This is a genomic window from Acinetobacter sp. A47 (assembly GCF_000805455.1).
Taxonomy (GTDB): Bacteria; Pseudomonadota; Gammaproteobacteria; order Pseudomonadales; family Moraxellaceae; genus Acinetobacter.
Window position 1 is genome coordinate 550,537 of the sequence record NZ_JSUS01000071.1, and the last position, 14,822, is coordinate 565,358.

Below are 14,822 nucleotides of genomic sequence, written 5' to 3' on the forward strand. Positions count from 1 at the left end.
ATTTGGCTTTATTTTTGCTTAATACCTTGTATGCTTTACACGCCTTTTTGGGGGGAGATTTTTAAATGCAATTGAAGCAAGTTACAGCGGCATGCTTACTGGTATCTACAGCAGCTTTAGCACAGGCAAAACCGATCTGGCAGGACTTTAGCCTGACCGGTTTATACGGTGAAAACTACGAAGTTGTTGATGAAAAACAAACGACATTAACGATTGAATATGCGGCAAAAGTAAAATATGCCGATGTATTTTTCTTTATGGACCGTATGCGCGGCAACGAAGACCATAAAGTGACCTATTTCGAACTTTCTCCTCGGTTTAGCTTGGGCGAGATTTCAGGCCACAAACTTGCTTTTGGTCCGGTTAAAGATGTGTTGATTTCAACCACATGGGAAAGCAACAATGATGACTTTTCCAGTTTTGACAACTTCTTGTACGGCGTAGGTTTTGATCTTGCAGTTCCATATTTCCAATATGCAAATGTAAACTTCTACCGCGCCAACAATGAAAACACATCTGATGACTATCAAATGACCATTGCCTATGCATTGCCATTTAAAGTCTCCAATGAAGATTTCCTCGTCGATGGTTTCCTGGACTGGTCTACTGGTGAAAAAGATCACGCCAGTGAACTGAACTGGACCACACAATACAAATGGAACGTGGGTAAACACATTTCACCCGATACCCGCCTTTATTTAGGTGTGGAACATTCGGTCTGGAATAACAAATTCGGTATGAAAAACCGTGACGAAAACAATGTCAGCGCATTAGTCAAATATCACTTCTAAACCTTTAGACCGTGAAAAAAACAGCAAGGAAATCCTTGCTGTTTTTGTTTGTATCAATAATAGTTAAGTTATGGAAGAATCATTGGCTGTAACAAGGATTCACTGTTTCTTTTGGCTTACCTTGATGGCTGTTACTCATGTCTGTGAATATTGCGCTTGCACCTTATTATCTCGCTCCCCGGTTCCAGATTCGCTTTGCAACCGCCGATGATCTGGAAGCAATTCTGGCGATTTACAATGCTGAAATTCTCAATGGTACCGCCAACTGGAATGATCAGGCTGTCTCGCTGGCAGATTACCAGCAACGTTTCCAAAGCATGCAACAGCAACAATTTCCAATGATTGTGGTCGAAGATCAGCATCGCCAGCAAGTCGCGGGTTATGCCTATTATGCCGCGTTTCGTGCCATCAGTGGTTATCGCCAAAGCATTGAGCATTCTGTTTTTATTGATCCAGGCTATGCACGACAGGGGCTAGGCAAGGCGCTGATGCAACAACTGATCCATCTGGCTATACAGCAAAATATGCATATTATGGTGGCCGCAATTGACAGCGAAAATAAAGGCTCGATCGTGCTGCATGAACAATTGGGCTTTGTGCAAACCGGGTATATGCCACAAGTGGGTCAAAAGTTTGGGCAATGGCGCGATCTGGTCTGGATGCAACTGCAACTCACACAAGCCTAATAAAACATCACTTTTGTCATACGATCCTGACCGCAATTTTTGGCTTAAAATGAACGACATAGATTATTTCAAAAATAGCCACAATGATTAAAACATCCCAACTCGGCCTAGGTCTTACAATCGTCCTTGCTTCAAGTGCCAGCTTTGCCGAACTGTCCTTCGAGCAAGAATTGCAGCAAGGCTGCGCCAAAGTGAAGCACTATGCCCAGACAGGTAAAAAGCTTTACGATCAAAAGCAATACCTCAAGGCCGCCAAGCAATTTGAAGATCAGGCTGCATGGGCACATTTCTGTCAGGCCAATGCAGATGAAAGCGGGATTCAGGTCAGTGACCGGGACATTGAAATCGCCAATAATAATGTCGGTTTAAGTTATGCAAAACTCGGTCAGCCGCAATGGGCCAGAGTCTGGTTTTTACGTGATAAAGACTCGAAAACCAGCCAATACAACCTAAAACAGCTCCCAAAACCCGAACTATCTTCTGATTTACAAGGGACTTATGTGCGTGCCAATGGCTTTGGGCAATGGGACTATATCAAGGTCAGCAAAAAAAAGAATCAATACCAGATTGCCTTCGATGGCTACTATTTCGGCCCACGCGGCCTGATCTATGGTCCCAATATGGGACAGTTTGAAACCAGCATGCCACTCAAGTCCAAACAGGCAAACTATCGCAATGAAGACTGTGTGATTAAACTTCAATTTGCCAATGACGCAAAGCTTGGACAAAAAATTGAAGTTGAACAGCGCAATAGCGAGTCCTCATGTGGCTTTGGACATAATGTCTATGCTGGCGGAACGTTCTATAAGGTTGAAAACAAATGAGTGATCTTTACACCCAAACTCAACAAAAATTTAAGAAAAAGTATGATACTCGGAAACGTCATTCACAACCTGCGTGATCTTTGAAAGATATTGTTTCTGCGAAACAATAGAAAAAATCCAAGAATTGAACAGGTTTTGTGAATGACAATGCCTTTGGTTACTTTGGGCAAATCCAAAGTAACTCCAGCCGAAGGCTTATTTAGAAATTAGAAAATTGCTTGGTATGACTCCGTAAAGATAATCATTTTTTTAATATCTACTTTTCTAAATAATGATATGTAGAGATTGATATTAAATCGCCACCAACTCCCGAATCCCCTTCTCAGCCATCTCCTCCCCCCGCCCTTGTGCAATCACTTGTCCACGTGCCATCACGGTATACGCATCGGCCAACTCTTCGGCAAAATCATAAAACTGCTCCACCAGAATAATCGCCATCTCGCCTTGATCTGCTAACTTGCGAATCACCCGGCCAATATCCTTAATAATTGAAGGCTGAATCCCTTCGGTCGGCTCATCCAGAATCAAGACACGTGGTTCTGACGCCAACGCCCGGGCAATCGCAAGCTGCTGTTGCTGACCACCGGATAAATCCCCCCCACGGCGGTGTTTCATTTCATCCAGTACAGGGAAAATTTCATATAAATGCGTCGGCACCTTACCCGTCTTGGCACCCGAAAATTTAGCCATGCCAATTAAAATATTTTCTTCAACCGTTAAAGTCGAAAAGATATCACGACCTTGCGGCACATAGGCCAGACCGGCACGCACCCGTTGCTCAGGAGACATCTTGGCGATGTCTTTACCATCTAACAGAATCTGCCCTGACTTGATCGGCAGAATCCCCATCAGGCATTTCAGCAAGGTAGTTTTGCCTACACCATTACGCCCCAGCACCACACTACATTCACCCACAGGCGCGTTAACAGACACATCACGCAGAATATGACTGCCACCATAGAACTGGTTAATTTGTTTCACTTCCAGCATGTGCCTCTCCTAACGCCCTAGATATTTTTCAATCACATCTTCATTGGCCTGAACCTCTGCCAATGTGCCCTCAGCCAGAATCGCGCCTTGCGCCAAGACCGTGACTTTTTCACTGATGGTGTCAATGAAACTCATGTCATGCTCCACCACGACCAGCGTGTGATTTTTTTTCAGTTCCAGACACAGTTCAGCCGTGCGCTCAGTTTCAGCATCAGTCATGCCTGCAACCGGCTCATCCAGCAAAATCAACTTGGGCCGTTGCATCAGCAGCATGCCGATTTCCAGCCACTGTTTTTGTCCATGTGACAGCAGCCCTGCGGGCTTGTGTACAAATTCCTTTAAACGGATCTGCTCCAGACTTTCATCCAGTGCCAGCTGCGCTTCTGGGTCTAAACGGGAAAACAAGCTTTTTTTCACCCGCTTATCTCGTGGCGCTGCCAGTAGCAGATTTTCCATCACGCTAAAATTTTCAAACACGGTGGGTTTCTGGAATTTACGTCCAATCCCCGCTTCAGCTATTTGCTCGGTACTCATTTTGGCAAGATCATGGTTTTGCCCAAAGAATGCGGTGCCTGTGGTCGGACGGGTTTTACCGGTAATCACGTCCATCAGGGTGGTCTTGCCTGCGCCATTCGGTCCGATAATACAGCGTAACTCCCCCTCGGCAATGTACAGTGACAAATCATTCAGGGCCCGAAATGAATCAAACCAGACGCTGACTTTTTCCAGATATAAGGCAATGCCGTGACTAAAATCCGCACCTTGCGGTTTGGCACGTCCATACCCTTCACCGAGTTGACCGCCATGTTGAGCAGCGTCTATTAATACATCACTCATCTAATTACGCTCCTTTTTAAAACGGTCGAATACCCCAATCACACCCTTAGGCAAGAACAAGGTCACCACGATGAACAGTGCACCCAAAATCAATAACCATGCTTCTGGTGCAGCCACGGTAAAATAGGTTTTCACGGCATTGATTAAACCGGCCCCTAAAATCGGGCCAATCAAGGTACCGCGTCCACCTGCAGCCACCCACACCGCCATTTCAATCGAATTCACCGGATTCATTTCACTTGGGTTAATAATGCCAGCCTGCGGCACATAGAGCGCCCCGGCAATGCCGGCAATCACCGCGGACAGCACCCATGCCGACAGCTTGTACCAGAGCGTGCGATAACCGAGATATTGCAGCCGGTTTTCACTGTCGCGAATGGCTCCCAAGACCCGTCCATAAGGCCGGTTCATCAATTGACGTAACCCGATAAAACACAGCATCAGCATCAACGCTGTGACAAAGCACAAGGTTGCGCGCATCGGTGCCGAGGTAATATCAAAACCGAGAATGCTCTTAAAACCGGTAAAGCCATTATTGCCACCAAAGCCTGTTTCATTGCGAAAGAACAGCAAGGCTGCGGCAAAGGTCATGGCTTGAGTAATGATGGAGAAATACACCCCCTTGATTTTGGAGCGAAAGGCAAAGAATCCAAAAATAAATGCGATCAAGCCGGGGATCAGCACCACCAAGGCCAAAGCCCAGGCAAAATGCTCCGTCCCGACCCAATACCAAGGTAATTCGGTCCAGCTGAGGAAGCGCATAAAATCAGGCAGTCCATCCCCTGCAGATTGACGCATCAGGTACATCCCAAAGGCATAACCGCCCAGAGCAAAATACAAACCATGCCCCAAGCTCAAAATTCCGGCATAGCCCCAGACCAGATCCAGTGCCAAAGCCACCAAAGCCAGACACATGATCTTGCCAATCAGGGTAATCCAGTAAGCAGACAGATAAAACGCCGAGTCAGGAGACAACAGATGCAACCACGGCAGCAGCAATAACACGCCAAAACAGAACGCAATCGCCATGGCGCTATACGGTTTGTCAGCAAATAAATAAGTGATTTTCATTGGCTTACTCCACAAAACGGCCTTTGATGGCAAACAAACCTTGTGGACGCTTCTGGATAAACAAGATCACAAGCACCAGAAGAATAATTTTGGCCAGAACCGCACCGACACCAATTTCCAGCACTGTGCCACTGATGCCCAATCCGAGTGCGGCCAGTACCGCGCCCCACACTTGCCCCACGCCACCGACTACAACCACAAGGAAAGCGTCAATAATGTAGTTTTGACCAAGATCAGGTCCGACATTACCGACTTGAGCCAAGGCGCAGCCTGCCAAACCCGCCAGACCTGAACCGAGGCCAAAAGCCAGCATGTCAATCCGTGCAGAGCGAATCCCGACCGCACGCGCCATTTGACGGTTTTGTGTCACGGCACGAACGAATAAACCAAATCGGGTCTTATTGAGTAAAAATACCAGCAGCAATAACACGGCGACGGTAAACGCAATGATGGCAATCCGGTTATATGGCAGCATCAGGCTCGGTGTCACCGCAATCCCGCCACTCAACCAGCTCACATTGGAAACTTCGACATTCTGCGCACCAAACACCATCCGTACCAGTTGCATCAGAATCAGACTCACCCCAAAAGTGGCGAGCAAGGTTTCCAGTTGACGACCGTATAACGGGCGAATCACGGTACGTTCAATCAACATCCCGATCAAGGCACTCACCAGAAAGGCCGCAGGAATGGCTGCCACCAGATACCAGTCCACCCACCCTGCAAAATGGCTTTTAAAAAAACTTTGCATCACGTAAGTGGTATAGGCACCGATCATGATCAGCTCGCCATGTGCCATGTTAATTACCCCAAGCAGGCCATAGGTAATGGCTAAACCAAGCGCGGCAAGCAGTAAAATGCTGGCGGTACTCAGACCTGAAAACACATGCCCTGACCACTCACTGATTTGTAGGCGGGTTTTAATTTTATGTTGTGCATCCAGCAAGGCAGCCTTCAATGCAGGACTGAGTTGTGGTTGTTCTAAAGTTTGAGTGATCAAAGCGAATACGTCAGGCCGATTTGAATCTGCCAAGATTTTCACGGCTTCAAGCTTGGTGAACTCATCAGGGCTATTAAAATCCAGACGGGCCTTGAGCTGTGCTAGACGCGTTTTGACCTGATCATTTTTTTCGTTGACGTAGAGTTGCTTGACAGTTGCCAGCTCTAACTCATCCAGATTATTTTCTAAAATATCGACCGCGGCCAATCGTTGCGAGGCATCGCTTGAATTAAGTTTAGCCTTGGCTTGACCAAAATTCAGGGCCTTGCGTAAGGTATTGACCAAAGTCACTTGGGATAAATCGGCAGGCCATTGTTGCACGACATGTTGCTCAGGATAACGCAACAGTTTTTCATCATTTTCCAGCAAATAGGTATGGCCAGCACTATCGGTATACAACTCATTTTGATCAATATAGGTCACCAGTTGATCCAGTTGTTCAATACTGGCAGGCCACTGATTGAGCATGGCCCGACGTGTGGCAAAATCAGCCTTTACAAAGGTCTGAATGGCATCCGGAGAAGCTGTAGACGTCACAGGTGCTGTGGATGTGGCCTCTGCCCAGGCCGGGCTCAACATCAGCTGTGCCATGATGCAAAGCAGTGCCAAGACAAAATGTTTCGCCATAGAACGCCCCTTATGTATGATTAAAAAATGGATCAAGCAAAAGCATAGAAAACCTGCTACCGGTGCAGCAGGCAAACCGTCTTATTTAGGGATATACGGACTCCAGGGCTCTGCCTTGAGGGTTTGCGGGGTTTTGTAGACCACATCAAACTGGCCATCGCTACGGATCTGTCCAATCATCACCGGCTTATGCAAGTGGTGATTGCTTTCATCCATTTTGAGGGTATAGCCTGATGGTGCAGCAAAAGTCTGACCGGCCATCGCATCACGAACCTTATCCACCTCAGTGGTGCCCGCTTTCTCAACCGCCTGCTTCCACATATTGATCCCGACATAGGTCGCTTCCATCGGATCGTTGGTCACCACTTTGTCAGCATTTGGCAGTTTGTATTGCACTGCATATTGTTTGAATTTATTCACAAACTCAGTGTTTTTAGGATGCTTGACCGACATGAAATAGTTCCATGCCGCTAAATGCCCCACCAAGGGTTTGCTATCAATACCACGTAATTCTTCCTCCCCCACCGAGAAAGCCATGACCGGAATATCGGATGCCTTAATGCCCTGGTTCCCCAGTTCACGATAGAACGGCACATTGGAATCACCATTGATGGTCGAGATCACGGCTGTCTTTTTACCTGCGGAGAATTTCTTGATATTGGATACAATGGTTTGATAATTGCTGTGACCAAACGGGGTGTATTCTTCCATGATATCGGCATCGGCGACGCCCTTCGATTTGAGGAAAGCCCGCAGGATTTTATTGGTGGTGCGTGGATAGACATAATCGGTACCCAGCAACACAAAGCGTTCTGCCTTACCGCCTTCATCGCTCATCAGATATTCAACAGCCGGAATCGCCTGCTGGTTCGGAGCGGCCCCGGTATAGAAGATGTTTTTCGATTGTTCCTGACCTTCATACTGCACCGGATAGAACAACAAGCCGTTGAGTTCTTCCACCACAGGCAATACAGATTTACGTGACACCGAGGTCCAGCAACCAAAAATCACTGCGACTTTATCCTGGGTAATCAGCTGACGCGTCTTTTCTGCAAACAATGGCCAGTCCGATGCCGGGTCAACAATTACCGGTTCCAGTTTTTTGCCCAGTACCCCGCCATTGGCATTGATTTCATTGATGGTCATCAAGGCGGTGTCTTTCAGTGAGGTTTCAGAAATCGCCATGGTGCCTGAAAGCGAATGTAAAATCCCGACCTTAATGGTGTCCCCGCCAGCGACAGGTGTGGTTGGGGCTGCCGTTTTGGTTTGTTCTGTTTTTTCGGCCGGTTTGGAACAGCCCACCAGACCAATCCCCAGCATGGCTGCCATGAGCACTGACATCGACATCAATTTGTTTTGCATCATTCTCTCCACCCATCAATATTGTGATTTTTACTGGATGGTGTTATTCAATTTTTATGCCAATGTTTTAATTGATTGTTTTTTCTATCATTTAATGAATTTTGTTGATGACTTTCTGCATCTTGTATACAACATTGCATACAAAAAATACGCAGCGACCTAAAATGATGCGAATGTGTTCAACTCACAAAGCACTCTTAAAGAAAAAGCCAGACGGGTGTCTGGCTTTAGAATGTTCAATCATCTACCTGCTTAAACGGTAATATCAGCAAGGTTGCCTTTTTGTTCCAGCCAGTGCTTACGGTCTGCCGAACGTTTTTTGGCCAGCAACTTATCCAGCAAACCTGCAGTTAAATGGGCATCGTCCAGATCCAGCTGTACCAGACGACGGGTATCCGGGTCCATGGTGGTTTCACGTAACTGAATCGCATTCATCTCGCCCAGTCCCTTAAAGCGGGTGATTTGCGGGTTCTTATTGCCTTTGACTTTTTTCAGGATGGCGTCAAGCTCGTCATCATCCAGCGCATAATACACATCCTTACCAATATCGATACGATACAGCGGTGGCATCGCCACAAACAGGTGACCTTCCTCGACCAAGGCAGGGAAATGTTTCACAAACAATGCACATAACAAGGTCGCAATATGCAGACCATCCGAATCCGCATCGGCCAGGATACAGATCTTGCCATAACGCAATTCAGACAAATCATCACTGCCCGGATCAACCCCGATCGCGATGGCAATATCATGCACTTCTTGCGACGCCAGAACCTCATCGGAAGACACTTCCCAGGTGTTCAGGATTTTTCCGCGAATCGGCATAATCGCCTGAAAATTCTTGTCACGTGCCTGTTTGGCACTACCGCCAGCCGAGTCCCCTTCCACAATAAACAGTTCACTGTCTTCACGGGTCAGGCCTACACAGTCGGCCAGTTTACCCGGCAGCGCCGGACCTGCGACGATTTTCTTACGTTCGACTTTTTTGGCTGCTTTAAGACGACGTCCCGCTTTGGCAATTGCCATTTCCGCCAGCTGTGTTGCAATTTCGGCATGCTGGTTTAGCCATAAGGCAAATGCATCTTTGGCAATGTTCAGCACGATATTGGAAGCTTCACGGCTAGATAAACGTTCTTTGGTTTGACCTGAAAATTGCGGTTCCTGAAATTTCAGCGATAAAATGAAATTTACCCCATCCCAGACATCTTCCGCCGACAGCTTCATATTACGCGGCAACAAATTGCGTAATTCACAGAACTCACGCAGCGCTTCGGTGACACCTGAACGCAGACCATTGACATGTGTTCCGCCCTGGGCCGTAGGAATCAGGTTGACATAACTTTCCTGAATCTGTTCACCGCCTTCCACATTCCAGCAAATTGCAAATTCACAGGCTGCCCGATCCGCCTGTCCACTACTGACAAAGGCCGGATCAGGCAGGATTTCACGATCTTGCAGTTCATCCATCAAATAGTCGACCAGACCATTTTCAAACTGCCATTCAATTTTTTCTTTATTGATCTTATCGTCATAAATAATTTTCAAGCCCGCAGCTAAAACCGCTTTGGCTTTCAAATTATGCTTCAGTGCCTTCAGCGCAAACTTGGGACTGTCAAAATACTTGGCTTCAGGCCAGAAACGAACCGTTGTTCCTGTGGCACGCTTGGGCACCTTGCCTTGCACAACAGCTAAAGGAGCGACCGGCTCGCCCTGCTCAAAGGCCATTTGATACAGGTTACCCTGACGCTGTACCGCCACTTCCACACGGGTCGACAGGGCATTGACCACCGAAATACCCACGCCATGCAAACCACCCGAGAACTGATAGTTATCGGTACTGAATTTGCCACCAGCATGCAGCTTGGTCAGAATGATTTCGATCCCGCTTTGACCATATTCAGGATGGATATCGACCGGCATCCCCCGGCCATTGTCCTCTACTGACAGCGAACCATCTTCGTAGACCGTCACACAGATCTGGTTGGCATGACCCGCAAGTGCTTCATCGACTGCATTATCAATCACCTCTTGCGCCAAATGGTTTGGGCGTGAGGTATCGGTATACATGCCTGGTCGACGACGAACAGGATCTAAACCAGAAAGAACTTCAAGGGATTGGGCCGTGTATTGTGTCACTTGGTCTGACTTCCTTATTGGAGGGCTGCCGATAAAAATTCGAGGACTAAAGGTAATTTTTCTTCAAAATCATCCATTGCATGATTACCACCAGCATCAGTTAAAATCAATGATGATGGATGAACTGCACTATAATAGCGTTGAGCCTGACGATAATCCAAGACTTCATCGCCTTGTTGCAAAAGCACGAGAATTTTATCAGCATGCTTTAACTTCGTGTCAGCAATCGATTGTAATTGCCGCAATTGATCGGTATCAAGTACCCATGACCCGGTGACTTTGAGCGGGATTTGTTCAATCCCGAATAAATCCTGAAACAGCTGCCATGGTTGCATAGCAGGATTGATCAGTACAGCCGGACAGCCATATTTAGCGACAAGATACGTCGCATAAAACCCGCCCAGGCTGCTCCCGACCAAAACGACTTTATCAGCCGGTAAATTTTCGATAAGCTGGGACAGCTGTAATATCACCTGTTCCGGTGCCCGGTTGAGATCTGGCAAATGAACCCGGACATGTGGATGAGCGGCACAGTAGTGTCGCAACTGTTGACCTTTTTTGGACATGGGACTGCTTCGGAAGCCATGTAAATAAATAATTTGCATATATACCAGATGAGGCAGCGCCTTGACTTGGGGTGAAATAAATCACATTATTTTGATTAAACGTTATGCAAATAACAATATTAAACCCAGATAAGCTCAACATTGTCAGACATAAATAACCATACTGTCTTCCATTCATCAGTATTCTAAAAAAATTAGCTATGAAAGACATAAGATGTAAAGGTTTGTTGTAGTTTATCTAAACAGTCTCATGTGAATCACGACAAACTTTGGACATAGATCAAGGATGGGGAAATCAATATGCCAAGTTTAACACCTCTGCATGAAACCTACTGCAAATGGGACCGTACCCCCCCAAGTCAGGCAGATGTTCTGGAAGGTTTGGCGCAACTGGTCAGCACCAGTCTGAGCGGAGTACATGATTTGGTGCAACTGGTACAAACCGAGGTATTGAGAACAACACTCGGTTTAAGTGCCCAAAAGGCCAAGAATCTGCAAAAGCATCCACAATTGCAGAAGTTCTACCAGTTTTCCTATGTCGCCTTACAAAAATATGGCAGTCATTTTCTGGCGCCCAATTTACGCCGTATTATTGCCAAATTCCCGGCTCTGCATGACAAGCCGCTGACCCCGACTTTACATTTTGTGGTTGGCGCACTGAATGGCATCTTCGGTGATTTCTTTCTAAAACAGCATAATCCCATGGCCTTGCCGATGGTGCTGTATGATCACTATGGTTCTTTGCAACAAGGTGAACTGACAGGTCGTGTGGTGATCCTGACACATGGGTTATGCATGAACCATCTGACCTGGTCCAACCACCGTTATGGCGGCATTGGCGAGCGCCTGCTTGCCCAGCGCGATAACAACACCATGTTGTATCTGAACTACAATACCGGGCGCCGGATTTCAGCCAATGGCCGTAGTTTTGCCAATACGCTGGAAGATCTGGTACAGCGTAATCCACGTATTACCAGTATTGACCTGATTGGACACAGTATGGGCGGGCTGGTTTCACGCAGCGCCCTGTTCTATGGCAAGCAGAATCTGTATCAATGGGTGCATATGGTTGAGAATCTGGTCTGTATCGGTTCGCCTCATCATGGTGCCGTACTGGAACGTTTCGGTTTTGTCTTACAGGATAAACTGGGCGCCTTCCCGTTTATCAGCCTGATTGGCCAGCTGGTCAATGTACGCAGTAACGGCATACTCGACCTGCGTTATGGCAGTGTCCGTGATGATGACTGGGAACATAATGATGCCCGTATCGGTTTTGCCGATGATAATCGTAAGCCAGCACCACTCCCATCACATATCAATACTTTCCTGATCGCGGGCACACTGGAATTTGAAAAGCTGCGCAATAAAGCCCTGACTGTGATTGGCGATTATCTGGTCAGTGTCAAAAGTGCCTTGGGCGAGCATCCAAATCCCCGTTTTCAACTCAAACTGCCCGATACGCATAAGGCTGTTTTTTATGGACTGAACCATTTTGAAATCCAGTATCACTCAAGCGTAGCCGAGCAGATTACGCGCTGGCTGTATCCTGATGCGAGAGAAAAAGTGGAAGCTGGGGTACAGACCCATATGATCAATGTACCGAACAACTACACTTTTGATGACTTAGAAGGCATTGTTGAGACCTGAAATATAGAAGCTCAGTTAGGTTCTAGCTGAGCTTTTACGACCAAAAACTGTAACAAGCTTAATCGCATTATGAATGGCCCTTTAATTAATAAACTCACCTGGTTTATTTGGCTTAAGCTTGTGATCTTTACCCGATTCTTTATATAGAGCCGTATATTATTTTTTTAGAATATTTAACAAGTTAGTATTATTATAGCCTATATCTTTAATTACTTTACACATATCTTTATTTTCTATATAAAAATCAATAAAATCTCCATGCGTTGGTGTATCAAATTTCACAGTCACAATATTGTTTGTTGCTTGCAATATTTTAAAACTTCCAAGATCATCTTGAGAATTACTTAATATATTAAAATCTATATTACATACGCTACCAGTTTTTTCTCTACACCTATAATCGCTTAATAACATGTTAGTCAGACCACTCGAAAAGAATTTAGATATTATTTTCTTGTCAGAACTTTCAACAATTTTATTCCCATCAATAGGAAAAGTCGCATATAAATTTTGTATCAGATCTTTTGAATTCAAAAAACACTCTACCTCATTTTTTGTATTAGCAGCTGAAATACAGAAAGATGACAAACCAACTAGGCTAATCATGCATAATTTTAAAAAGATTTTATTTATCATTAGGAAACACCGACGACTTCAAAACTATTTATCAACAGCAATATTCATAATGTTATAAAAAACAAAATCATTAGAACATAAATATAATATAAGAATACTCTTATTTTAAATTTTTCTTTAATAATTTTCCATTTTCATCTTCATAACCAATTATTCCTGAGCTATCAATTGAGTAATAATTACCTATTTTCTCCACCACCAGCTCAGGTTTTATTTTTATTAGATAAAATTCAGAATTAGATTCTTCATCTGTATCAATATACTTTTCGGCAATAGAATAAAAACTATCTTTAATTTTAGGAAGAAATCTAAATGTATCTGCATTTAATGATTTTACTTTTGAGTCGTTTAATAAAATCACTAAATCAGGAGATATTTTTTGTAACTCAGATAAAGTATAAGGTCTATTATTAGATCTTTCAAGTTGTTCACACTTTTTCACTGGATTTTTCTCAGTACAGTTAGAGAAAAAATCAGACGATATTGGTGTTTTTATAAAAACTAAGTTATTATCATTATTTTTTTGACTTATATTTTCTATAACACTTACCTTTACAAAAGCGTTATCAATAATTTTAAAGCATGCTTTTGAGTTTAAATAGGTATCTCTATAAGAATATAAATCCCCAGATATGCACAACTCATCTTTTTCAGCAGAGTAATTAAAATCAGCTTTCGCCTTATTTACTTGATAATTCAAAGGGTAAACTTTATAATTTTTTTGATTTAAAACAGCTAACCTAAAATATTTACCATCATCAATTTTTATTACAGAATAATCTTTATTAAAATCTGGTTTCATTCCAATATTTTTTTCAAAAATTTTAATCTTATCCGTTTTACAGTAATAATTATCTACATCATAGTCAAAACCACAAGGCTCAACTTTAATATTTTTATTATTCTCTTTAGAGAATCCATAACTTGATACTACTAAACCAATAAAAAATATCATTACTTTTTTTAAAAATTTCATTTCAAACTTCCTATTAGTTTAAGTCAATTACTATAAATTTTTTATTTTAAAAGATATACCCCAACTTAGTTAGGGTATATCCAATATTAATTTATTTTTTATTTCAATTTTTTCTTTAATAATTTTCCGTGCTCATCTTTATAACTAATTATTCCTGAGCTATCAATTGAGTAATAATCACCTATTTTTTCAATTTCTATTTTTGGATTAATCTTAATCAAATAAAATTCTGATTTAGCCTCTTCATCTGTATCTACATATTTTTCAGCTATAGAGTAAACTATATCATTACCTTTAGATATAAATCTAAAATTGTCTACATTGAGATCTTTTATCCTACCATCTGATAAAATTTTTCCTTCCAATGGAAGTTCATCTAAAATTTTCGTTGACTGATAAGAATAATCTTTTATATTACTTATTTTTCTACATTCTTTTTCAGATTTATTTTCTCTACATTCTGAATAAAAATTTGATGATATAGGATATTTAATTACTTTAACATTCTCCTCTGTTTTATTAAATTCTTTGGCAACTGACGAACTACTTGAGCAACCAATAATAGGAGTTAGCATTAATATAGCTAAATACATTTTTACAGGATTAAAAACTTTCATAAAATTACCTACTTATATTTACACAACACAAATTCTTAACGAAATAAAAACACTTA

Annotated in this window: 14 protein-coding genes; 4 read left to right on the plus strand and 10 right to left on the minus strand. The window is 43.6% G+C overall.

Going from position 1 to position 14,822, the window contains the following annotated elements; all coding sequences use genetic code 11:
* The first annotated feature begins 65 nt into the window (after window positions 1–65).
* The 3 genes from OC23_RS18020 (at window position 66) to OC23_RS18030 (ending at window position 2,301) form a co-directional block, all read left to right on the plus strand.
* Window positions 66–791 carry an outer membrane protein OmpK gene (locus OC23_RS18020; protein WP_038346343.1) on the plus strand — a complete coding sequence of 242 codons (726 nt, stop codon included), beginning with the start codon at window positions 66–68 and terminating at the stop codon, window positions 789–791.
* Between the two features lie 137 nt (window positions 792–928).
* The gene (locus OC23_RS18025; RefSeq protein WP_038346344.1) at window positions 929–1,477 is read left to right on the plus strand and encodes a GNAT family N-acetyltransferase; all 549 of its coding nucleotides are present in this window, start codon (window positions 929–931) and stop codon (window positions 1,475–1,477) included.
* A gap of 83 nt (window positions 1,478–1,560) precedes the next feature.
* On the plus strand, window positions 1,561–2,301 hold the full coding sequence (locus OC23_RS18030) for a hypothetical protein (RefSeq protein ID WP_038346345.1): 741 nt from the start codon (window positions 1,561–1,563) through the stop codon (window positions 2,299–2,301).
* Between the two features lie 291 nt (window positions 2,302–2,592).
* Here the strand turns inward: OC23_RS18030 and urtE are convergent, their stop codons facing one another.
* From urtE to OC23_RS18065, 7 genes are all read right to left on the minus strand, one after another.
* A complete protein-coding gene (urtE, locus tag OC23_RS18035; protein WP_038346346.1) occupies window positions 2,593–3,291 on the minus strand; it encodes an urea ABC transporter ATP-binding subunit UrtE in 699 nt (232 codons plus the stop codon).
* 9 nt (window positions 3,292–3,300) lie between these two features.
* On the minus strand, window positions 3,301–4,128 hold the full coding sequence (gene urtD / locus OC23_RS18040; protein ID WP_038346347.1) for an urea ABC transporter ATP-binding protein UrtD: 828 nt from the start codon (window positions 4,126–4,128) through the stop codon (window positions 3,301–3,303).
* Window positions 4,129–5,199: an urea ABC transporter permease subunit UrtC gene (gene urtC / locus OC23_RS18045; protein WP_038346348.1), complete on the minus strand. Its 1,071-nt coding sequence runs from the start codon at window positions 5,197–5,199 to the stop codon at window positions 4,129–4,131.
* A 4-nt stretch (window positions 5,200–5,203) separates the two neighbouring features.
* Window positions 5,204–6,826, minus strand: a complete 1,623-nt coding sequence (urtB, locus tag OC23_RS18050; RefSeq protein WP_038346349.1) for an urea ABC transporter permease subunit UrtB — start codon at window positions 6,824–6,826, stop codon at window positions 5,204–5,206.
* 81 nt (window positions 6,827–6,907) lie between these two features.
* Window positions 6,908–8,188 carry an urea ABC transporter substrate-binding protein gene (gene urtA, locus OC23_RS18055; protein ID WP_038346350.1) on the minus strand — a complete coding sequence of 427 codons (1,281 nt, stop codon included), beginning with the start codon at window positions 8,186–8,188 and terminating at the stop codon, window positions 6,908–6,910.
* 252 nt (window positions 8,189–8,440) lie between these two features.
* The gene (gene parE, locus OC23_RS18060; RefSeq protein ID WP_038346351.1) at window positions 8,441–10,324 is read right to left on the minus strand and encodes a DNA topoisomerase IV subunit B; all 1,884 of its coding nucleotides are present in this window, start codon (window positions 10,322–10,324) and stop codon (window positions 8,441–8,443) included.
* Window positions 10,325–10,338: 14 nt separating this feature from the next.
* Entirely contained in the window at window positions 10,339–10,929 is a 591-nt protein-coding gene (locus OC23_RS18065) for a YqiA/YcfP family alpha/beta fold hydrolase (protein WP_038346352.1), read from the minus strand.
* A gap of 261 nt (window positions 10,930–11,190) precedes the next feature.
* Between OC23_RS18065 and OC23_RS18070 the strand changes: the two genes are divergently transcribed.
* Complete coding sequence (locus tag OC23_RS18070) at window positions 11,191–12,537, plus strand: hypothetical protein (protein WP_038346353.1); 1,347 nt, start codon at window positions 11,191–11,193, stop codon at window positions 12,535–12,537.
* A gap of 156 nt (window positions 12,538–12,693) precedes the next feature.
* Here OC23_RS18070 and OC23_RS18075 read toward each other — a convergent pair whose 3' ends face one another.
* The 3 genes from OC23_RS18075 to OC23_RS18085 form a co-directional block, all read right to left on the minus strand.
* Window positions 12,694–13,173: a hypothetical protein gene (locus OC23_RS18075; RefSeq protein WP_038346354.1), complete on the minus strand. Its 480-nt coding sequence runs from the start codon at window positions 13,171–13,173 to the stop codon at window positions 12,694–12,696.
* 100 nt (window positions 13,174–13,273) lie between these two features.
* Window positions 13,274–14,149: a hypothetical protein gene (locus tag OC23_RS18080; protein WP_052209193.1), complete on the minus strand. Its 876-nt coding sequence runs from the start codon at window positions 14,147–14,149 to the stop codon at window positions 13,274–13,276.
* 98 nt (window positions 14,150–14,247) lie between these two features.
* Window positions 14,248–14,742 carry a hypothetical protein gene (locus OC23_RS18085; RefSeq protein ID WP_038346465.1) on the minus strand — a complete coding sequence of 165 codons (495 nt, stop codon included), beginning with the start codon at window positions 14,740–14,742 and terminating at the stop codon, window positions 14,248–14,250.
* Window positions 14,743–14,822: the final 80 nt, after the last annotated feature.

Coding starts and splice junctions, on each gene's coding strand:
- urtC (WP_038346348.1), bottom strand. CDS start 5,199: ATGAAAATCACTTATTTATTTGCTGACAAACCGTATAGCGCCATGGCG.
- urtD (WP_038346347.1), bottom strand. CDS start 4,128: ATGAGTGATGTATTAATAGACGCTGCTCAACATGGCGGTCAACTCGGT.
- OC23_RS18070 (WP_038346353.1), top strand. CDS start 11,191: ATGCCAAGTTTAACACCTCTGCATGAAACCTACTGCAAATGGGACCGT.
- OC23_RS18030 (WP_038346345.1), top strand. CDS start 1,561: ATGATTAAAACATCCCAACTCGGCCTAGGTCTTACAATCGTCCTTGCT.
- urtB (WP_038346349.1), bottom strand. CDS start 6,826: ATGGCGAAACATTTTGTCTTGGCACTGCTTTGCATCATGGCACAGCTG.
- OC23_RS18025 (WP_038346344.1), top strand. CDS start 929: ATGTCTGTGAATATTGCGCTTGCACCTTATTATCTCGCTCCCCGGTTC.
- urtA (WP_038346350.1), bottom strand. CDS start 8,188: ATGCAAAACAAATTGATGTCGATGTCAGTGCTCATGGCAGCCATGCTG.
- OC23_RS18085 (WP_038346465.1), bottom strand. CDS start 14,742: ATGTATTTAGCTATATTAATGCTAACTCCTATTATTGGTTGCTCAAGT.
- OC23_RS18020 (WP_038346343.1), top strand. CDS start 66: ATGCAATTGAAGCAAGTTACAGCGGCATGCTTACTGGTATCTACAGCA.
- OC23_RS18075 (WP_038346354.1), bottom strand. CDS start 13,173: ATGATAAATAAAATCTTTTTAAAATTATGCATGATTAGCCTAGTTGGT.
- OC23_RS18065 (WP_038346352.1), bottom strand. CDS start 10,929: ATGCAAATTATTTATTTACATGGCTTCCGAAGCAGTCCCATGTCCAAA.
- OC23_RS18080 (WP_052209193.1), bottom strand. CDS start 14,149: ATGAAATTTTTAAAAAAAGTAATGATATTTTTTATTGGTTTAGTAGTA.
- urtE (WP_038346346.1), bottom strand. CDS start 3,291: ATGCTGGAAGTGAAACAAATTAACCAGTTCTATGGTGGCAGTCATATT.